The following is a 17,952-nucleotide window of genomic DNA, read 5'->3' as shown; positions in this document are numbered from 1 at the left end:
TCGGAGGCGTGCGGACCAGGGTTAAGGTTGATCGCAAGGCGGCCGTGGCCCTGCGGGGCGCTCCACAGGCCGCACTATAGATCCATCACCTCGCCTATTGCCCGGTAACAACCTGTAATTGCGGTAACATCATAGCCTTTTCTTTTGCGCGAAAGGATGGGATCGTCAGTACAGAGATTCCCATCATCTTATTTGTCTTATGTTCATTACCAATGATCGCCGCGCGACAGGCGCCGCCCATGACATCAACAGAGACAATCCCTGGCTCGTCATTGGCATCGGGCTCGGAATCTATGCGCTGATCATGATGACGGGCACGCGGCTGCTCGATGATCCCGACAGTCACTGGCATATCCATGTCGGCGCCCGCATCCTCGCCGAGGGCCATTTCCCGCAGACCGACGCCTATTCCCACAGCTTTGCCGGGGCGCCGTGGATCGCCAAGGAATGGCTGTCGCAGGTGCTTTTCGCGCTGGCGCACCGGATCGGCGGCTGGTTCGGCGTGGTGGCTCTCTCGGCCTTCGCCGCCGCGCTGGCTTTGGCGCTGCTCGCCCGGGAGCTGCTGGCGCGGCTGCCGCTCGCCCCGGCGCTGGCGCTCACCGGCTTCGCCCTGCTCTGCACCATCCAGCACCTGCTGGCGCGGCCGCATGTGCTGGCCATGCCGGTCATGGTGATGTGGTTCATCCTTTTGCTCCGCGCCGCCGAGACGGCGCGCCTGCCCTCGCTTGCCGCCCTGCCGCTGATGGCGTGGTGGTCGAACCTCCATGGCAGCTTCACCTTCGGCCTCGCCTTTGGCGGGCTGCTTGTCATCGAGGCGGCGATGCGGGCGGCCCCCGGCGAGCGGCTGCGCCTGGTGCTGGGATGGGCCGCCTTCGGCCTCGCGGCGCTGTTCGCGGCCTGCCTGCACCCCTATGGCCCGGAGGTGATCGCCGCCGCCATCCGCGTGCTCGACCTCGGCGCCGCCAAGACGGTGATCATGGAATGGCGGCCGCAGGACTTCTCCTCCTTCGGCCTGTTCGAGGCCTTCCTGCTGGCGGGCCTTGGCCTGGCGCTGGTGCTGGGCCTCAGGCTCTCGCCCTTTCGCACCGTGCTGCTGCTGCTCCTCCTGCACCTGGCGCTGAGCCATTTCAGGCACGTCACCACGCTCGGCCTCATCGGCCCGCTGGTGGTGGCCCCGGCCCTGGTGCGGCGGCCCGAGCCGATGGCGAACCCGGCAGGACGGGCCGGCGGCAGGCTCGCCGCGGCGCTGGCCCTCGGCCTTACCGGGCTGGTGGCGGTGACCGGGCTGACCGCCGCCGCCGGCCGGCATTTCGCCCCGGCGCCGCGCTGGATGCCCGAGGCGGCGCTGGCTGCGGCGCGGCAGGCCGGCCTCACCGGCAGGGTCTTCAACGATTATGCCTTCGGCGGCTATCTGATCGCGCAGGGCGTGCCGACCTTCATCGACGGGCGGGCCGAACTCTATGGCGGGCCCTTCATGGTCGATGTGATCCGCGCCATGGGGCTGAAGGACGTGGCGCGGCTCGACGCCATCCTCGACAGCGGGCAGGTGCAGTGGACGCTGCTGGAACCCTCGACGCCGGCGGTGGCCTATCTCGACCGCAAGCCGGGCTGGCGGCGGGTCTATGCCGATGAGGTGGCGGTGGTCCATGCGAGGGAAGCGGGGCGGTAGGCCGTCGCCAGCACAGGCCCCGCCCAACGTCCTATGATAGGATTTTTCTCCTTGACATCGCCGACCCTCTCAGGCATCCTCCGTGCCTTCTGAAGGGGAGGATCGCATGAGGCCTGTCATCGTCGTCCTGCTGGCCCTGATCGCCGCGGCCCTCGGCCCCCTCGCCTCCCCCGCCCGCGCCGACGAGGCGGTGGCGCTCTCCGGCGGCTATGGCCTCCTGAACGCGCCGCGCGCGCCCCGCGCCGCCATCGTGCTCATTCCCGGCGGCAACGGCCATCTCGGCATCCGGCCCGACGGCTCGTTCTCGTCGCTGCAGGGCAACCAGCTGGTGCGCACCCGCAAGGCCTATGCGGCGGCGGGCGTCGCCTCGCTCACCATCGATGCCGGCGTCTCGGTCGCCTCCGCCGTGGCGCATCTGCGCCAGCGCTACGGCCGCCCGGTGAAGGTGGCGGGAACGTCCCGCGGCTCGCTCCGGATGGCCGAGGCGCTGGGCGCCCGGCCGAACGGCCTCGTCATCACCGCCGGCTTCTTGGATCAGGTTCGCGGCCAGATCGGCTCGCCTGCCGCCCTGCCGCCGACCCTCGTGGTGCATCACCGGCAGGACGGCTGCCGCGTGACGCCGCCCACCGCCGTGGAGCCGTTCAAGGCCTGGGGCGGGGCGCGGGTGCGGGTGGCGTGGATCGACGGCGGCACGGATGCCGGCGACCCCTGCCAGGCGCGCGGGTTCCATGGGTTCGCGGGGAACGACGGGCGTGTGGTGGGGCTGGTCGCGGGGTTCGCGAAGGGGGTGCGGTAGGGGGCGCATCTTGTGGCGGACCGGCTTCTGACATATATTGCGTCAGATTTTCCCGTCATTGGAGGTGGCATCGCATGAGCGCCCGGACCGGAAAGTCTGTTGCGGCCAAGGCGGCGAGGGTGGAGGAGGTCCGGCGGGGCCCGTCCCGCATCGCCGGCTATTTCGACGCCGAGGGGCTGATCGTCATCGACCGCGTGGCCGACAGCTTCGGCGTGTCGAAGGCGCAGCTCGCCGACACGATGGGCGTGAAGCCGGAGACCTTCCACCGCGCCGCGCGGGCGAGGGCGCCAAAGACGCAGGGCCGCGCCGCCGAGATGATCGAGATCGTGGCGCGTGTCGCCGACTGGGCCGGCGGCGAGAAACAGGCGCTCGCCTGGTATCGCGCCGAGCCGCTGCCGGCCTTCGGCGGGCGGACGGCGGAAAGCCTCGTCAAGGACGGCAAGGCGGCGGCGGTTCGCGATTGGCTCGACCATGTCGCGACCGGGGGATTTGCCTGACGACACGCGCCCTCCCCCTCATCCGCTATCGCGGCCTCGCCTACAGGGCGCATGACCCACGCTGGGCCTTCGCGCCGACCTCCGGCGCGGGCGCGGCGATCCATGGCGGGCGGTTCAACCCGAAGGGCATGGCGGCGCTCTATCTGGCGCTCACCATCGAGGGGATGTTCGCCGAAGTCTCCCACGGCTTCGCCCACCGCTTCCCGCCGCTGACGGTGGTGACCTATGACGTGGACTGCGCCGAACTCCTCGACCTCACGACGGAGGCGGGCCGACAAGCCGTCGGCACGGACCTCAAGACCCTCGGCTGCGCCTGGATGCTCGACCGGGCCGAGGGCCGCACGCCTGACACATGGACGCTGGCGCAGCGGCTCATCGCGGCCGGGGCCGCCGGTGTGGTGGTGCCGAGCTTTGCGGTGGGTGCGACGGCGGGGATGCAGAACCTGGTGCTGTGGCGGTGGGGCGGGGAGCAGCAGCGGGTGGTGGCGTGGGATGAGGAGGGGCGGTTGGGGTGACACCCCCTATTTAAGGTTGCATTTCGATAGAGGTTCGCATACTCGAACTATTGGGGAGTTTATGCGATGGTCAGCTCGAAAAAGCTCGATACTCTGCGCACTGTAATCACCGAAAATCTGCGGGTGCAGCGTGATGGACAGCCTATTGAGTACATCAACGTTGGCACAGCCCTCCAAGACGCCTGTTCCCGACAGAATCACGCAATATTTGCGCGTCGCGGCTGTGGGAAAACTTTGTTGCTTCATTTTTCGGCTAGTAAGATGCCAGCCGACGCGCGACCTATCTATCTGAACTGCGAGGAGTTTAAGAGACATTCTTTTCCCAACGTACTGATCGAGATCCTTTCGTCGATATTCCGCGAGTTGAACCGCAACCTGCATGGCTGGTTTGGCAGGCAGCGCCAATCCAAGAAAATAGTTCAGGACATCATCGAAAGGCTTGATATTCTGAAGAAATCAGCGGATGCACGGTCAGAGGAGGTCAAAACCCGCTCCAGCATAGGCTCTGAAGTTGGCACAGACGCCAGCTTGGGTGCAAAAGCGGATACGCTGGACCTTAAGATTGGCGCAAAAGCCAACATAAGCAAGAAAGATGAGATTGAGATTTCGTTCAAATCGCATCGGGATAAGCTACAAGAACTTGATAACTGGCTCCCCTCTCTGAAAGACAGCATTCGAGAGTTTTTCCGGATCTCCTCGAACGTAAAAGTTGTTATAATTCAAGTCGACGACCTTTATCACTTAAGACGATCCGACCAGGCCTTTGTCGTAGACTATATCCATAGGTTATGCAAAGATCTTCCTCTTTATTTTAAGATTGCAACCCTCCGACACGCCTCGACATTGTATGTCGACCGCGATGGACAGCCTGTAGGCGCTCAAGAGCGGCACGATTATCAGCCGATCAACATCGATTATACTTTTGGAGACTTCAAGAAAACCGCCGCACAGAACTGGCCTATACTTGAAAAATTCGCGGAGAAGGCCCGTCTGTCGAAGGAAGAACTTAAATTTCTCTTCAAGGGGGAGGGCTTCAACCGCCTAGTGATGGCGGGCGGAGGCGTCCCGAGGGATGTTCTTTCGCTTTTTCTTGAGATTCTTTCCGACGTAGACGCAGATAACGGCGGCAGAATTGGAAAGGACGAAGTTCGCATCATATCCAAGTCCAATTTTGAACGAAAAATTGAAGAGTTGAAGCAAGATTCAAAAGGCGAAGAGCAAGACGACCTTCTTGGCGGAATATACATTCTACGTCAATTTTGCTTACAGAAAAAAAAATATATTTCTGGTTAGCGAGAGAGAACTGCAGACAAACGATCAATGGCGCGCATTGTTCTATAGACTCCTTGACTATCGCATCATTCATAACTGCGCCACAGCCCTTACACACAAGTCACAAGAGGGTACATATCAGGCTTTTGCGATCGATATCGGTTGCTACGCTCACCTTCGAAAGCTTCAGGATCGGTTCAACGAGATCGATGTAGGCGAAATCCGCGCAAAGGAGCAGATGCGTTCCGCACCTATCCTCGACGTCTCAAAACTAGGAGACATGTTCAAGGCGGTGCCAGCCGATGTTGAACAGGAGTTACTGGAAGACAAACCAGACGCCCTCGCTTGACACCCTCCTTCTCCCTCCCCTATGGTCCCGCCCCTAACCAAGCGGAGCCGCACGCCGTGCGTTTCATCCTTATTGTATCCGGGGCGCCATCGACGGACGTGTGAGACATCACACGGCGGCCGAACGGTGGCGCTCAACACAAGGTCCCTCGCGGGGCCTTTTTTGTTGCCCTGAACGACCCCTCCGCCTTATCGCCTCGCTGCAACAACCGACGACAAGACGACCCACAAGGAAACCGACCCATGTCCCGCGAGATGACCGGTGCCGAAATGGTGGTGCAGACCCTGATCGACCAGGGCGTCACCACCCTCTTCGGCTATCCCGGCGGCGCCGTGCTGCCGATCTATGACGCGCTCTTCCAGCAGGACAGCGTCAAGCACGTGCTCGTCCGCCACGAGCAGGGCGCGGTCCATGCGGCCGAGGGATATGCGCGCTCCTCCGGCAAGGTCGGCGTGGTGCTGGTCACCTCCGGCCCCGGCGCGACCAATGCCGTCACCGGCCTCACCGATGCGCTGATGGATTCCATTCCGCTGGTCTGCTTCACCGGCCAGGTGCCGACGCACCTCATCGGCTCCGACGCCTTCCAGGAGGCAGATACGGTCGGCATCACCCGCCACTGCACCAAGCACAACTATCTCGTGAAGAGCATCGAGGACCTGCCGCGCATCCTGCACGAGGCCTTCTATGTGGCGCAGAACGGCCGTCCGGGCCCGGTCGTCATCGACATCCCCAAGGACATCCAGTTCAAGTCCGGCAAATACGAGAAGCCGCGCGACAACCAGCACAAGACCTACCGGCCGCAGATCAAGGGCGACCTGTCCAAGATCAAGGCGGCGGTGGAGATGATCGCGCAGGCGAAGCGCCCCGTGTTCTATACCGGCGGCGGCGTCATCAATGCCGGCCCGCATGCCGCGCAGCTCCTGCGCGAGCTCGTGCGCGCCACCGGCTATCCCATCACCTCCACCCTGATGGGCCTTGGCGCCTATCCGGCCCATGACCAGCAGTGGCTGGGCATGCTCGGCATGCACGGCACCTACGAGGCCAACCTCGCCATGCATGGCTGCGACCTGATGGTGAATATCGGCGCGCGCTTCGACGACCGCATCACCGGCCGGATCGATGCCTTCTCGCCGGGCTCGAAGAAGATCCACATCGACATCGACCCCTCCTCGATCAACAAGAACGTCAAGGTCGATATCGGCATTGTCGGCGACTGCGCCCACGTCCTCGAGGACATGGTGCGGCTGTGGAAGGACGTGGCGGGGCAGGTCGATAAGCCGGCGATCAAGGCCTGGTGGCTGCAGATCGAGGGCTGGCGGGCGCGGAAGTCGCTCGCCTACAAGAACTCGAGCGATGTCATCAAGCCTCAGTACGCGCTGGAGCGGCTGGAGGCCCTGACCAAGGACCGCAAGCGCTTCATCACCACCGAGGTCGGCCAGCACCAGATGTGGGCGGCGCAATATCTCCATTTCGACGAGCCGAACCGGTGGATGACCTCCGGCGGCCTCGGCACGATGGGCTATGGCCTGCCGGCCGCGGTCGGCGTGCAGCTCGCCCATCCGAAGGACCTCGTGGTCTGCGTCGCGGGCGAGGCCTCGGTGCTGATGAACATGCAGGAGATGTCGACGGCGGCGCAGTATCGCCTGCCCATCAAGATCTTCATCCTCAACAACGAGTATATGGGCATGGTGCGCCAGTGGCAGGAGCTGCTGCATGGCGGGCGCTATTCGGAGAGCTATTCGGCGGCGCTGCCGGATTTCGTCAAGCTCGCCGAGGCCTATCACGCCAAGGGCATCCGCTGCGATGACCCGGCCAAGCTCGACGCCGCCATCATGGAGATGATCGACTATCCCGGCCCGGTCATCTTCGACTGCCTGGTGGCGAAGGAGGAGAACTGTTTCCCGATGATCCCGTCGGGCAAGGCGCATAACGAGATGATCCTGCCCGATTTCGAGGGCGATACCGGCGAGATCATCGACGCCAAGGGCAAGCAGCTGGTGTGAGGCGCGATGCGCCTCACCTCCTGCTCAGAGTGAAGAACCAGCCATGACCCAGTCCCAGTCCGCCTATTTCCTCTCCGACGCCCAGCCGCCGACCCGCCGGCACACGGTCGCCGTCATCGTCGACAACGAGCCGGGCGTGCTCGCCCGCATCGCCGGCATGTTCTCCGGCCGCGGCTACAATATCGAGAGCCTCACGGTCTCGGAGACCGAGCACGAGAAGCATGTCTCGCGCATCACCATCGTCACCACAGGCACCGAGAAGGTGATCGAGCAGATCAAGACCCAGCTCGACCGCCTCGTGCCGGTGCACCGGGTGGTGGACCTCACCGTCCAGGGCGAGGCGCTGGAGCGCGAGCTCTGCCTCGTCAAGGTGCGCGGCAAGGGCGATACCCGCGTCGAGGCGCTGCGCCTTGCCGGGGCCTTCGGGGCCCATACGCTGGACGCGACGCTCAACTCCTTCGTCTTCGAACTGACGGGGACGACCGAGGAGGTGGAGCGCTTCATCCGCCTGATGGGCGCGGTCGGCCTCGTCGAAGTGTCGCGCACCGGCATCGCCGCCATGAGCCGCGGCGCGGAAGGCATGCTCGAAGCGGCCTTGCCGGATGGCGCGCAGGGACGCTGAATGCGTCCCTCCTGAAGCCGAAGGTTTAGGGCACGCCATGCCGACGCATCTGTCCGTCAACGTCAATGCCATCGCGCAGCTGCGCAACCGGCGGAACCTGCCGTGGCCGAGCGTGACGGGCCTTGCCCGCATCGCGCTGGAGGCAGGGGCGGCCGGCATCACCGTGCATCCGCGGCCCGACGAGCGGCATATCCGCCGGCACGACGTGTTCGACCTCGTGGCGCTGCTGCGCGCCGATTTCCCCAAGGCCGAGTTCAACATGGAGGGCTATCCCGACGAGCGTTTCCTGGCGCTCTGCGAGGAGGCGAAGCCCGACCAGGTGACGCTGGTGCCGGATGATCCGGGGCAGGCGACCTCCGACCATGGCTGGGACGTCATCACCCACGCGGCCCTGCTCAAGACCGTGGTGGCGCGGCTCAAAGGCCGCGGCTTCCGCGTCTCGCTCTTCCTCGACGCCGACCCGGCGCTGGTGGCCGGCGCCAAGGCCACCGGCACCGACCGGATCGAGCTCTATACCGGCCCCTATGGCCATGCGGCGGATGCAGGCGTGCAGGCGGCGGAGCTCGCCAAGCTCAAGGCGACGACCGAGGCGGCGAGCGCCGCCGGCCTCGGCGTCAATGCCGGCCACGACCTGACGCTTGCCAACCTGCCGAAGCTCGTCGCCGCGGCCCCGGCCATCGCCGAGGTGTCGATCGGCCATGCGCTCACCGCCGATGCGCTGACCTATGGCATGGCCGAGACGGTACGGCTCTATCGCAAGGCCTGCGGCTCCTGACGGGCGACGCCCCCGCACGCTGACCGCGTCCGCGTTTACGCCTCGCGACGCTTGGGATATACATTGGATATCCGGGGCTGGCGATGGAGGTCTGACCGTGCGCGCCAAATCCGCTCAATGGGGCAACAGTATTGCCGTCCGCGTACCCCGCTCGGTGGCCGAGACCATCGACCTGAAGCCCGGCGAAGACCTGGACATTGTTGCGGTGCCGGGCGGGCTGAACATCCGTCGGCCGACAGCGCCCCGCTACCCCTCCATGAGCCTTGCCGACATGGTGGCGGAGATGGACCGTCTCGGTCCGGACGGCCGGCCGGAGATCGTCGACTGGGGCCCGGATCGCGGAGACGAGATCGTCGATGACAGCCGATGAGGGGCGTCCGCTGATCCACGCCGGTGATGTCTACTGGGTCGATTTCGATCCGACGAAGGGCAGCGAACAGGCGGGGGCGCGCCCCGCACTGGTCATATCCGATGTCGCGTACAATCGGCGCTCCGATCTGGTGATCGTGTGCCCGATCACGCGCAACACGCGGCCATGGCCGACCAAGATCGTCATGGTGGATGAGCCCGATATCGAAGGGGCCGTCCTGGTCGACCAGGTTCGCAGCCTCCATCGTGCATCGCGCGGCTTCCGCTTCGCAGGGCGTGTCTCACCGGAACTCCTGTCCGCCGTCCGGGCCAAGCTTTTTGAAATCATCGGCCCAGGCTCGAAGGATGCCGAATGACCGGCGATCGCGGGATCCCGCACCGCTGAGCCGCCCCCCCTTGAGGCATTGACCTCAGGCGACTTGCGCCGATGATCCCGCTGCGCTAGATCACCGAACCGTAACGTACGGTACGGCTCATCTGATCCTCCTTCGCGCCTCATGGTCACCGCCACCCGATCCCCTTCTCCCGAGACGGCCAGCGCCGATCCGGCCGAGCCGACCGCCCGCCAGGCGGCGGTGCTCGACGCGGTTCTGGCGCTGATGCAGGAGAAGGGCGGCCAGCTCACCATGACCGCCGTCGCCAGGCGAGCGAGCTGCTCCAAGGAAACGCTCTATAAGTGGTTCGGCGACCGTGACGGGCTGCTCACCGCCACCGTGCAGTGGCAGGCCTCGCGGGTGCGCGCCGGCCGCTACGACCGGCAGAAGCTCGATGGCTCGAGCCTGCGCGACAGCCTGAAGGATTTCGCCGCGACCTGGCTGTCGGTCATTTCCAGCCCGACATCCATCGCGCTGAACCGGGTGGCGATCACCGATGCCGGCTCGAGAGAGGGCAATCTCGGCCAGATCGTGCTGGAGAACGGCCGCTTCGCCATCGGCGCCCGGCTGAAGCCGGTGCTGGAAGAGGGCCGCGCCGCGGGCCTCCTTGCCTTCGACGACACCGAGGCGGCCTTTCGCAGCTTCTTCGGCCTTGTCGGCCGCGACGTGCAGATCCGCCTGCTGCTGGGCGATGCGCTCACCCTCGGCAAGGCCGAGATCGCCCGGGACGCGGCCATCGCGACCGACCAGTTCCTCACCCTCTACGGCCGCACGGCGCAAAAGCCGGCGGCCGCCTGACCCCTCACGCAAACCCCAGTCCCAAGGAAGGAACATCCCATGCGTGTCTATTACGATCGCGACGCCGATCTGAACCTCATCAAGTCGAAGAAGGTCTGCATCGTCGGCTATGGCAGCCAGGGCCATGCCCATGCGCTGAACCTGCGTGACTCGGGCGTGAAGGACGTGATCATCGCGCTCAAGGCCGGCTCGGCCACCCGCGCCAAGGCCGAGGCTGCCGGCTTCACCGTGATGACGCCCGCCGAGGCCGCCAAGGTCTCCGACATCATGATGATGCTCACCCCGGACGAGCTGCAGGCCGACATCTACCGCGACGATCTTCATGGCAACATGAAGCAGGGCGCGGCGATCATGTTCGCCCATGGCCTGAACATCCACTTCAACCTGATCGAGGCCCGCAAGGATCTCGACGTGCTGATGGTCGCCCCGAAGGGCCCCGGCCACACTGTGCGCTCCGAGTACCAGCGCGGCGGCGGCGTGCCGACCCTCATCGCCATCCATCAGGACGCCTCGGGCAATGCCCATGATCTCGGCCTGTCCTATGCGTCGGCCAATGGCGGCGGCCGCGCCGGCATCATCGAGACCACCTTCAAGGAAGAGTGCGAGACTGATCTGTTCGGCGAGCAGGTCGTGCTCTGCGGCGGCCTGGTCGAGCTGATCCGTGCCGGCTACGAGACGCTGACCGAAGCCGGTTATGCGCCTGAAATGGCCTATTTCGAGTGCCTCCACGAGGTGAAGCTGATCGTCGACCTCATCTATGAGGGCGGCATCGCCAACATGAACTACTCGATCTCGAACACTGCCGAGTATGGCGAGTATGTCACGGGTCCGCGCATCATCACCGCCGAGACCAAGGCCGAGATGAAGCGCGTGCTGACCGACATCCAGTCGGGCAAGTTCACCCGCGACTGGATGCTGGAGAACAAGGTCAACCAGACCTCGTTCAAGGCGACCCGCGCCCGCGTGAACAACCATCCGATCGAGGAAGTCGGCGCGAAGCTGCGCGACATGATGCCGTGGATCAAGGCGAAGGCGCTGGTCGACAAGACCAAGAACTGAGCCGGCTTTCCGGCGCCGTGGCGTGACGTGAAACGACAGCCACGGCACCAACGGTATTCAGGGAGGGCGCCAATGGCGCCCTCTCATTGTTTGTGCGGATTCCCAAAGGTCGCGTTATGGGAATACCTTGCCATATTCCGCCCGTTCATGATCCATTCGGGTCAACTGTCGTAAGAATCATTCAGCCTCTGAATTGGGCAGGAACGGCGTGCACCGGCCGCCGGAAAAGGGAGTCGCAGCGGAAGCCTCATGTCGCAGCCCAGCCTCAGGGTCATCGCGGGAACCAGCCTTCTGAAGGAAAGGCTCGGCGAACTCTACGCTGCGCGTCGGCGCGGCGACGCTGACACGTTTGCTGCCGCCTTCGCCGAGGATGGCGTGTTCCGCGTCCAGGCCGACAGCCGCCTGGTGCCCGAGGCAGGCCCCTTTCGGGGGCGGGCGGCGATCGCCAAGGGGTTCCGCGACCTCGTCAAGCGCTACGAATATGTCGATGGGCTGGTGGTGGACATCACCGCCGACGTCGATGTGGCGGTCGTTCGCCGGCAACTGACCCTGCGCAGCAACACGACGGGTGCCATCGGCGATTTCGATCTCGCCGATTTCGTGCGCTTCCACAACGGCGAGATCATCGAGATCGTGCAGTACATGGACACGGCTTCGCTCGCCGTGTTGGCGGGGCGGATCTGACGCGATGCCCGAGACCCGCACCGCCCATCTGCGAAACCAGCGGCAGAAGGCTATCCACGAGGCCATCGACGCGCTCTACGCCGCCCGCAACAGCGGCGACAGCCAGGAATTCGCCAGCTACTTCTCCTCCGACGCGCGCATGGTCATCGTCGGCAATCCCGCGATGAGCCCGGGCTCCGGGATGCGGATGGGGCGCGAGGGCATTGCCCGCCACATCGACATGCTGCACGAGATCAACGAGTATCGCGGCTACACGATCGACAACGTGGTGATCGACGGGGACCAGGTCGCGGTGCGCTGGACCGCCGAGGTTCGCTTCCTCGACAGCGGCCGCACCGGATCCTTCGAGGTGCTCGACCACCTGCGGATCAAGGACGGCATGATCGTCGAGATGACCCATTTCTACGACACGGGCGGCATGGGCATCATGCGCGGGCGCATCAAAATCGCCTGACAGCGGACTGATGGCTGAGTTCACCGATCGGAATTGGTGCGACCGGCTCCCCCTCCGCTAGGCTGCCGCCACGGAGTGCAGCCATGAATGTCCTGTCGATCCAGTCCTGGGTGTCCTACGGCCATGTGGGCAATGCCTCGGCCGTCTTCCCGATGCAGCGCCTCGGCCACGAGGTCTGGGCCATCCATACCGTCCAGTTCTCCAACCATACGGGCTACGGCGCCTGGAAGGGGCGCGTCTATGACGGGCCGATGATCGAGGAACTGGTCGAGGGCATGGCCGATCGCGGCGTGCTCGGCCGCTGCGACGGCGTTCTCTCCGGCTATATGGGCTCACCCGACATCGGCACGGCCATTCTCCAGGCGGTGAGCCGGGTGCGGGCGGCGAATAGCGCAGCGCTCTATTGCTGCGACCCCGTCATCGGCGATGTCGGCCGCGGCATATTCGTGCGGCCCGGCATCCCCGAATTCATGCGCGACCAGGCGGTGCCGGCCGCCGACATAATCACGCCCAACCAGTTCGAGCTCGAATATCTCTCCGGCCGCACCATCACGACCCTCGCCGACGCCGTCGCGGCGGTCGAAGCAGTGCGGGCCCGCGGCCCGAGGACGGTGATGGTGACGAGCCTTATCACCGAGGACACGCCGGCCGATGCGCTGGATCTCCTCGCCTGCGGTCCGAACGGCCGCTTCCGCCTGCGCACGCCGAAGCTCGGCGTCTCGGTCAATGGCGCGGGCGATGCGATCGCGGCGCTGTTCTTCGTCCATGCGGCGGCGAGCGGCGACGAGGCCTTCGCCCTGTCGCGCGCCGCCTCGTCGGTCTTCGGCCTGCTGCGCCGGACCGAGGAAGCGGGTTCGCGCGAAATTCTCACCGTGGCGGCGCAGGACGAGTTTGTCGCCCCGAGCCGGATCTTCACCCCCGAAGCGATTGCCTGAGGCCCGCCATGCCCGCCCGTCCGATCCACACGCTCGACGTCTTCACCCATGAGGCGCTGGCCGGCAATCCGCTGGCGGTGGTGCATGACGCGAGCGGCCTCGACACGGCGGCCATGCAGCGCATTGCCGGCGAGTTCAACCTGTCGGAGACGGTGTTCATCCTGCCGGAGACCACGGCGGGCCATCGCGCCGACATCCGCATCTTCACTCCGGGCGCCGAGCTACCCTTTGCCGGCCATCCGACGGTCGGAACCGCGGTGCTGCTCGCCTCGCTCGACGGCCTGGCGCCAGGGGCAGAGACCGCCTTCACCCTCGGCGAGAAAGCCGGGCCGGTGCCCTGCCGCGTGCGGCGCGACGCCGATGGCCTGTTCACCGCGACCTTTGTCGCGCCGCGCAAGCCGCGCGACCTCGGGCCGGCGCCCGACCCGGCGCAGCTCGCCGGCGTCCTCGGCCTCGAGGCCCGCGACATCGGCTTCGACCAGCATCGGCCGAGCCGCTACGGCGCGCCGGTATCGTTCTGCTACGTGCCGGTGAAGACGCGGGAGGCCATGAACCGCATCCGTGTCGACACGCGCTGGTTCGCCGAGACCTTCGCCGCCATCGGCGACGACCATCCCGCGATCTTCGCCTATACCCGCGAGACGATGGACCCGGCCGCGGGCTTCCATGCGCGGATGTTCGCCCCCGGCCTCGGCATTGCGGAAGACCCGGCGACGGGGTCGGCGGCCGCCGGTTTCGCGGGCGTGCTTGCGGCCTTCGAGGGGCTTGCCGACGGTCAGCATGGGCTCGTCATCGAGCAGGGCTTTGCCATGGGGCGGCCGAGCCGCATCCATCTTGGCGTGACGCTGTCGGCCGGTGCTGCCGAGACCATCACCATCGGCGGCGGCGCGGTCATCGTGACCGAGGGCCGGCTGCTCCTCTGAGCCCACACCAACGAAAAGACCCGCCGGCGGAACCGGCGGGTCCATGTCGAATTCAGCGTGGATCGCCTCAGCGATAGACGCGGCAGACGCGCTCGCCGTAGCGGTTGATCCAGCAGCGACGACGCGGCGTCGTCTCGGCGCCGATCACCGCACCCGCGACACCGCCGATGGCAGCGCCGGCCAGGGCACCACCGCCCGTGCCGGTGGCGAGGCCACCGATGAGCGCACCGGCGCCCGCGCCGATGGCGCCGCCCGCAGCAGCGCGTTCCTCGCGCGGGGTGCACGCGCCGATCATGAGGGCGGCAACGCCCACCAGAGCCAGTTTCTTCATCATCACAATTCCCTCCTGAAGGCCCCCGACCCGGTATGGACCATAGGTGACACTCGTGCGATTTGCCAAGCCGAGGCTGTACCAGTCTTAAGGCCGGGTCAACGTCGCAGACATGACACGGTGGTATCAGGCCCGGGGGCCGCATCCCGAGCAAGACAGTCGCGCGAGGACAACGCCTTGATGCCGTACCGGTTCCGCCACATCCGTCACATCGACGCCACGATCGAGGATCGGACCTGGCCCTATGCGGAAACGCACGCGCAGGCGATCGAGGCGGCCTGGACGCGTGCGCGGGAGGCGACGCCCGCGCTCTTCGATGGCGAGGTGCTGGTCATCGCCGAGCGGAGGGTGAACGACGACCGCTTCGAGGCCGTCTACCGGCCGGTGCGCTACTCGCAGTTCCTGCACTACATGCGCCATGGCGAGGCGGATGGGATGACCCGCAACGGCTTCGCCCTCGCCGGCCTGACCAGCGCCGAGGGCGCGCTGATGATGGGCGTGATGGGCGGCCACACCGCCAATGCCGGCAAGGTCTATTTCCCCGGCGGGACGCCCGACATGTCCGACGTGGTGGAGGGCCGGCTCGACCTCGAGGGTAGCGCCCGGCGCGAGCTTGAGGAGGAGACCGGCCTGTCGGCGGAGGAGATCACCGCCGAGGCCGGCTTCTGGATGACCGAGGACGACAAGCGCACCGCCTTCATCAAGGTGATGCGCTCTGCCCTTCCGGCCGATGCGCTGCGGGCGCGCATCCTCGACGCGCTGGCCGGACAGGCGGAGCCGGAACTCTCCGACATCCACATCGTCCGCGGTCCGGGCGATCTCCTGCCCGAGCGGATGCCGGCCTTCCAGCTCGCCTATGCGCGGTGGTGGCTGGAGGGCGGCGCCCGCTAGGCCGCCGCGCGCACCACGGTGACCGTGCAGGGCGCTTCCGCCGTCACCTGCGCCGAGACGCTGCCGAGATAGCGGCGGGTGCTGGACTGGCCGCGCGCGCCCATGACGACCTGGTCGACATGGTTCTCGCGGGCATGGGTCACGATGGCATGGGCGGGATCGGTGCTCTCCAGCACGTGGTAGGTGAGGCGCTCCGCCGGCAGGCCGAGCGGCTCGGCCCAGGCCTTGAGCTGGACCAGGCGCGCGACATGCAGCGCCCTGCCCTCCTCATCATGGCTCTCGTCGATCATCAGGCGCTTGATCTTCAGGATGTTCACACAGGCGAGCCGCGCCCCGGGCAGCAGGGTGAGCATCCGCCCGGCCATGACGCGCACGGCATCGGCCACGGTGCAGTAATCCGCCGAGAGATCGACGGCGACGAGAATGATGGGCGTCACCGCCGCCTGCACCTCGACCGGCGGCGGCGCGGGCCGCTCGGCACCCGCAGCGCGCAGCCAGCGACGAAGGCGCGTGAGCCGGCCGTCGCGGGCGGTGCGGGTGGCGGCGGGGGTGAGCCGCACCTCCTCGGGATGGGCGAGGTCATAGGCGAGCTGCGCCATGGTGGGATAGCGCTCGGCGGGTTCGACGGCGAGGCAGCGCAGGATGATCTCCTGCAGCCAGGGGGGACAGCCCGGTCGCAGCGCCCGCGGCGGCGGCGGGTCCCACCACAGGCGCTTCCTCATGCCGCGCGCACCCTTGGGATCACCGAAAGGCTGGCGGCCCGTCGTCATCTCGTAGAGCACGCAGCCCAGCGCGAAGATGTCGGAGCGCGGGTCGTCGCGGGCGCGGAGCACCTGTTCCGGCGCCATGTAGGGCGCCGTGCCGATGGGCAGGCGGAACTCCTCCGCCAGCAGGTCCGGCAGCTGGCGATGGCACGCGAGGCCGTAATCGACCAGCACCGCCGTGCCATCCCGGTGGAACAGGATGTTGGCCGGCTTCACGTCGAGGTGGAGCACGTTCTGGCGGTGCAGGTCGGCGATGGCGCGGGCGATGGAGAGGCCGAGCCGCGCCACCTCCTCTGGCGGGAAAGGCGCCTCGCCCATGCGCTCGAAGAGCGAGCGGCCGAGGATGCGCTCCATGACGATATAGGGCTGGTGGGCGAAATCCCCCGCCGCGACGAAGCGCGGCACATGCGGGCCGGTCAGCCGCGGCAGGATCATCTGCTCCATCTCGAAGCCAACGATCATGGTGGGATCGTCGCCATCGAGGATGAGCGGGATCTTCATGACGAGCGGGCCGGGATGGTCGGGATGGGTGACCTCCCAGATCTGCGCCATGCCGCCGAGCTTCAGCGGCACGACCAGCGTGAAGCCGTCGAGGACGAGGCCCTTGTCGATGCGCGGTGGCCGCATGGCGGCGTCACCTCCCCAGGGCGAGCCGGCTCGCCAACCGATCGGGCAGTCCCGCGGCGCGAATCTTTGCCGCGGCGGCCTGATGGTCGTAGGGAACACGATGCGGCTCGAGCGCGCCTTGGCCGAGATCAAGCACGGCATAGGCGGCGGCCGCCGATCCGTCGCGCGGCTGGCCAACCGCCCCGACGACGATCTGCCAGCGGCGATGGGCGGCGAGCGGCACGGCGGTGCCCGCCACCGGCGTGAAGGCGACGCAGGTGCGGTTCGGCTGCAGCGAGAAGAGCGCGGGGACATGGGTGTGGCCGCAGGCGACGAGGCGTGCATCGGTGGCGCCAAGGCTCAGCTCGGCGTCGCGCGGCGTCATCACATAGGGCCACTGGCCGGGATGGCGGGCGGAGGCGTGGACCAGCAGCAGCTCGTCGATGCGGGCGGTGAGCGGCAGGGCGGTGAGGAAGGCTCGGTGGGCGCCGTCGAGGACCCCGCGGGTCCAGACGATGGCGGCGAGCGCGGCGGCATTCATGTCGGGGTCGGCGCGCTCCACCGCCTCGTCGTGATTGCCCTTGAAGACGATGGCGCCCTGCCCCGCCAGTGTCATCACCGTCTCGGTGCAGGCGACCGGGTCGGCGCCATAGCCGACGATGTCGCCAAGCACGGCGACAAGGTCCACCCGCTGGCGCGCCACATGGGCGATCACCGCCTGAAGGGCCTCCAGGTTGCCGTGAATGTCGGAGATGAGCGCGATGCGCATCAGGGCCTCCCGGGCATCGCCCGTGGCCTCATGGTTCGCCTTTGCGGCGGCGGCGGCAAGGCCGCCTTTCGCTTAAGGGAAGACGGCGGCGGGGCCGCCTTTTGCTGATCAGGAGGGATAGCCGTAGCGCTGCTTGACGGCGCGCAGGCCGGCGCTGGCCTCGCCCGCACGGCCCGCGGCGCAGGCGGCCTCGGGCCCGCGCAGATCGGCCAGTACACGGCCATGGACCTCGCGGTTGACGTGGCCGGTGGCGAGGTCGTTGTCCATCACCGCGCGGAAACGGGCGAGCTCGCCGGTGCAGCCGGCGCCCTCGGGCAGGCGGAAGTCCGGCCGGGTCACATAGGACCCCTGCTGCGGCGCGGCCGCGACCGGCTGCGGCACCGGAGGCTGGCTCGACGTGGACTGGCAGGCGGCAAGGCCCAGCACGGCAAGGCCTGCAAAGGCGGCGCGGAGGGTGGCAACAATCATGGCGGGCCCCGGATCAGGCGAATCGACGG

Annotated in this window: 21 protein-coding genes; 17 read left to right on the top strand and 4 right to left on the bottom strand. The window is 66.7% G+C overall.

What is annotated here, in order from left to right; all coding sequences use genetic code 11:
* The first annotated feature begins 199 nt into the window (after nucleotides 1–199).
* The 16 genes from O9344_RS03170 (at nucleotide 200) to O9344_RS03095 (ending at nucleotide 14,094) form a co-directional block, all read left to right on the top strand.
* A complete protein-coding gene (locus O9344_RS03170; protein ID WP_298472611.1) occupies nucleotides 200–1,669 on the top strand; it encodes a hypothetical protein in 1,470 nt (489 codons plus the stop codon).
* A gap of 106 nt (nucleotides 1,670–1,775) precedes the next feature.
* Nucleotides 1,776–2,465, top strand: coding sequence for an alpha/beta hydrolase (locus O9344_RS03165; protein WP_298472609.1), 690 nt, complete (start codon nucleotides 1,776–1,778; stop codon nucleotides 2,463–2,465).
* 74 nt (nucleotides 2,466–2,539) lie between these two features.
* Complete coding sequence (locus O9344_RS03160; protein WP_298472606.1) at nucleotides 2,540–2,962, top strand: antitoxin Xre/MbcA/ParS toxin-binding domain-containing protein; 423 nt, start codon at nucleotides 2,540–2,542, stop codon at nucleotides 2,960–2,962.
* Nucleotides 2,926–3,477 carry an RES domain-containing protein gene (locus O9344_RS03155; RefSeq protein WP_298472602.1) on the top strand — a complete coding sequence of 184 codons (552 nt, stop codon included), beginning with the start codon at nucleotides 2,926–2,928 and terminating at the stop codon, nucleotides 3,475–3,477. The genes O9344_RS03160 and O9344_RS03155 overlap by 37 nt, the downstream gene beginning before the upstream one ends.
* A 66-nt stretch (nucleotides 3,478–3,543) precedes the next feature.
* Nucleotides 3,544–4,770, top strand: a complete 1,227-nt coding sequence (locus tag O9344_RS03150) for a hypothetical protein (RefSeq protein WP_298472600.1) — start codon at nucleotides 3,544–3,546, stop codon at nucleotides 4,768–4,770.
* A 570-nt stretch (nucleotides 4,771–5,340) separates the two neighbouring features.
* On the top strand, nucleotides 5,341–7,101 hold the full coding sequence (locus O9344_RS03145; protein ID WP_298472599.1) for an acetolactate synthase 3 large subunit: 1,761 nt from the start codon (nucleotides 5,341–5,343) through the stop codon (nucleotides 7,099–7,101).
* A 43-nt stretch (nucleotides 7,102–7,144) separates the two neighbouring features.
* The gene (gene ilvN / locus O9344_RS03140) at nucleotides 7,145–7,723 is read left to right on the top strand and encodes an acetolactate synthase small subunit (RefSeq protein WP_298472597.1); all 579 of its coding nucleotides are present in this window, start codon (nucleotides 7,145–7,147) and stop codon (nucleotides 7,721–7,723) included.
* Nucleotides 7,724–7,760: 37 nt separating this feature from the next.
* Nucleotides 7,761–8,498: a pyridoxine 5'-phosphate synthase gene (locus O9344_RS03135; RefSeq protein ID WP_298472595.1), complete on the top strand. Its 738-nt coding sequence runs from the start codon at nucleotides 7,761–7,763 to the stop codon at nucleotides 8,496–8,498.
* Between the two features lie 97 nt (nucleotides 8,499–8,595).
* On the top strand, nucleotides 8,596–8,868 hold the full coding sequence (locus O9344_RS03130; protein WP_298472593.1) for an AbrB/MazE/SpoVT family DNA-binding domain-containing protein: 273 nt from the start codon (nucleotides 8,596–8,598) through the stop codon (nucleotides 8,866–8,868).
* Nucleotides 8,855–9,223, top strand: coding sequence for a type II toxin-antitoxin system PemK/MazF family toxin (locus O9344_RS03125; RefSeq protein WP_298472591.1), 369 nt, complete (start codon nucleotides 8,855–8,857; stop codon nucleotides 9,221–9,223). The genes O9344_RS03130 and O9344_RS03125 overlap by 14 nt, the downstream gene beginning before the upstream one ends.
* Nucleotides 9,224–9,364: 141 nt before the next feature.
* Entirely contained in the window at nucleotides 9,365–10,039 is a 675-nt protein-coding gene (locus O9344_RS03120; protein WP_298472589.1) for a TetR/AcrR family transcriptional regulator C-terminal domain-containing protein, read from the top strand.
* 39 nt (nucleotides 10,040–10,078) lie between these two features.
* On the top strand, nucleotides 10,079–11,098 hold the full coding sequence (gene ilvC, locus O9344_RS03115; RefSeq protein WP_298472587.1) for a ketol-acid reductoisomerase: 1,020 nt from the start codon (nucleotides 10,079–10,081) through the stop codon (nucleotides 11,096–11,098).
* Nucleotides 11,099–11,347: 249 nt separating this feature from the next.
* Nucleotides 11,348–11,782: a nuclear transport factor 2 family protein gene (locus tag O9344_RS03110; protein WP_298472585.1), complete on the top strand. Its 435-nt coding sequence runs from the start codon at nucleotides 11,348–11,350 to the stop codon at nucleotides 11,780–11,782.
* A gap of 4 nt (nucleotides 11,783–11,786) precedes the next feature.
* Nucleotides 11,787–12,236 carry a nuclear transport factor 2 family protein gene (locus tag O9344_RS03105; protein WP_298472583.1) on the top strand — a complete coding sequence of 150 codons (450 nt, stop codon included), beginning with the start codon at nucleotides 11,787–11,789 and terminating at the stop codon, nucleotides 12,234–12,236.
* Between the two features lie 83 nt (nucleotides 12,237–12,319).
* Nucleotides 12,320–13,171, top strand: a complete 852-nt coding sequence (gene pdxY, locus O9344_RS03100; RefSeq protein ID WP_298472581.1) for a pyridoxal kinase PdxY — start codon at nucleotides 12,320–12,322, stop codon at nucleotides 13,169–13,171.
* Nucleotides 13,172–13,179: 8 nt separating this feature from the next.
* Nucleotides 13,180–14,094, top strand: coding sequence for a PhzF family phenazine biosynthesis protein (locus O9344_RS03095; protein WP_298472579.1), 915 nt, complete (start codon nucleotides 13,180–13,182; stop codon nucleotides 14,092–14,094).
* A 67-nt stretch (nucleotides 14,095–14,161) separates the two neighbouring features.
* Here O9344_RS03095 and O9344_RS03090 read toward each other — a convergent pair whose 3' ends face one another.
* Complete coding sequence (locus O9344_RS03090; RefSeq protein WP_298472577.1) at nucleotides 14,162–14,428, bottom strand: glycine zipper domain-containing protein; 267 nt, start codon at nucleotides 14,426–14,428, stop codon at nucleotides 14,162–14,164.
* Between the two features lie 177 nt (nucleotides 14,429–14,605).
* On the opposite strand from O9344_RS03090, the gene O9344_RS03085 reads away from it, so the two are divergent.
* Nucleotides 14,606–15,316 carry an NUDIX hydrolase gene (locus O9344_RS03085; RefSeq protein ID WP_298472575.1) on the top strand — a complete coding sequence of 237 codons (711 nt, stop codon included), beginning with the start codon at nucleotides 14,606–14,608 and terminating at the stop codon, nucleotides 15,314–15,316.
* On the opposite strand, the gene O9344_RS03080 is transcribed toward O9344_RS03085, so the two are convergent.
* The 3 genes from O9344_RS03080 to O9344_RS03070 all read right to left on the bottom strand — a co-directional run bounded on the left by O9344_RS03080 (nucleotide 15,313) and on the right by O9344_RS03070 (nucleotide 17,923).
* Entirely contained in the window at nucleotides 15,313–16,707 is a 1,395-nt protein-coding gene (locus tag O9344_RS03080) for a bifunctional serine/threonine-protein kinase/universal stress protein (protein WP_298472571.1), read from the bottom strand. The two genes, O9344_RS03085 and O9344_RS03080, sit on opposite strands and share 4 nt — an antisense overlap.
* 7 nt (nucleotides 16,708–16,714) lie before the next feature.
* On the bottom strand, nucleotides 16,715–17,455 hold the full coding sequence (locus O9344_RS03075) for a metallophosphoesterase (RefSeq protein WP_298472569.1): 741 nt from the start codon (nucleotides 17,453–17,455) through the stop codon (nucleotides 16,715–16,717).
* A gap of 108 nt (nucleotides 17,456–17,563) precedes the next feature.
* A complete protein-coding gene (locus O9344_RS03070; protein ID WP_298472567.1) occupies nucleotides 17,564–17,923 on the bottom strand; it encodes a hypothetical protein in 360 nt (119 codons plus the stop codon).
* Nucleotides 17,924–17,952 lie beyond the last annotated feature (29 nt).

The organism is Phreatobacter sp. (assembly GCF_027532945.1).
GTDB lineage: Bacteria > Pseudomonadota > Alphaproteobacteria > Rhizobiales > Phreatobacteraceae > Phreatobacter.
Note: the sequence above shows the minus strand (reverse complement) of the source record. Positions and strands in the feature narration are given on the sequence as shown.

Excerpts from the sequence above, each read along its gene's own strand:
- O9344_RS03070 (WP_298472567.1), bottom strand. The coding sequence starts at position 17,923 with ATGATTGTTGCCACCCTCCGCGCCGCCTTTGCAGGCCTTGCCGTGCTG.
- ilvN (WP_298472597.1), top strand. The coding sequence starts at position 7,145 with ATGACCCAGTCCCAGTCCGCCTATTTCCTCTCCGACGCCCAGCCGCCG.
- O9344_RS03090 (WP_298472577.1), bottom strand. The coding sequence starts at position 14,428 with ATGATGAAGAAACTGGCTCTGGTGGGCGTTGCCGCCCTCATGATCGGC.
- O9344_RS03125 (WP_298472591.1), top strand. The coding sequence starts at position 8,855 with ATGACAGCCGATGAGGGGCGTCCGCTGATCCACGCCGGTGATGTCTAC.
- pdxY (WP_298472581.1), top strand. The coding sequence starts at position 12,320 with ATGAATGTCCTGTCGATCCAGTCCTGGGTGTCCTACGGCCATGTGGGC.
- ilvC (WP_298472587.1), top strand. The coding sequence starts at position 10,079 with ATGCGTGTCTATTACGATCGCGACGCCGATCTGAACCTCATCAAGTCG.
- O9344_RS03080 (WP_298472571.1), bottom strand. The coding sequence starts at position 16,707 with ATGCGGCCACCGCGCATCGACAAGGGCCTCGTCCTCGACGGCTTCACG.
- O9344_RS03150 (WP_298472600.1), top strand. The coding sequence starts at position 3,544 with ATGGTCAGCTCGAAAAAGCTCGATACTCTGCGCACTGTAATCACCGAA.
- O9344_RS03135 (WP_298472595.1), top strand. The coding sequence starts at position 7,761 with ATGCCGACGCATCTGTCCGTCAACGTCAATGCCATCGCGCAGCTGCGC.
- O9344_RS03085 (WP_298472575.1), top strand. The coding sequence starts at position 14,606 with ATGCCGTACCGGTTCCGCCACATCCGTCACATCGACGCCACGATCGAG.
- O9344_RS03075 (WP_298472569.1), bottom strand. The coding sequence starts at position 17,455 with ATGCGCATCGCGCTCATCTCCGACATTCACGGCAACCTGGAGGCCCTT.
- O9344_RS03170 (WP_298472611.1), top strand. The coding sequence starts at position 200 with ATGTTCATTACCAATGATCGCCGCGCGACAGGCGCCGCCCATGACATC.
- O9344_RS03095 (WP_298472579.1), top strand. The coding sequence starts at position 13,180 with ATGCCCGCCCGTCCGATCCACACGCTCGACGTCTTCACCCATGAGGCG.
- O9344_RS03160 (WP_298472606.1), top strand. The coding sequence starts at position 2,540 with ATGAGCGCCCGGACCGGAAAGTCTGTTGCGGCCAAGGCGGCGAGGGTG.
- O9344_RS03105 (WP_298472583.1), top strand. The coding sequence starts at position 11,787 with ATGCCCGAGACCCGCACCGCCCATCTGCGAAACCAGCGGCAGAAGGCT.
- O9344_RS03120 (WP_298472589.1), top strand. The coding sequence starts at position 9,365 with ATGGTCACCGCCACCCGATCCCCTTCTCCCGAGACGGCCAGCGCCGAT.
- O9344_RS03110 (WP_298472585.1), top strand. The coding sequence starts at position 11,348 with ATGTCGCAGCCCAGCCTCAGGGTCATCGCGGGAACCAGCCTTCTGAAG.
- O9344_RS03165 (WP_298472609.1), top strand. The coding sequence starts at position 1,776 with ATGAGGCCTGTCATCGTCGTCCTGCTGGCCCTGATCGCCGCGGCCCTC.
- O9344_RS03145 (WP_298472599.1), top strand. The coding sequence starts at position 5,341 with ATGTCCCGCGAGATGACCGGTGCCGAAATGGTGGTGCAGACCCTGATC.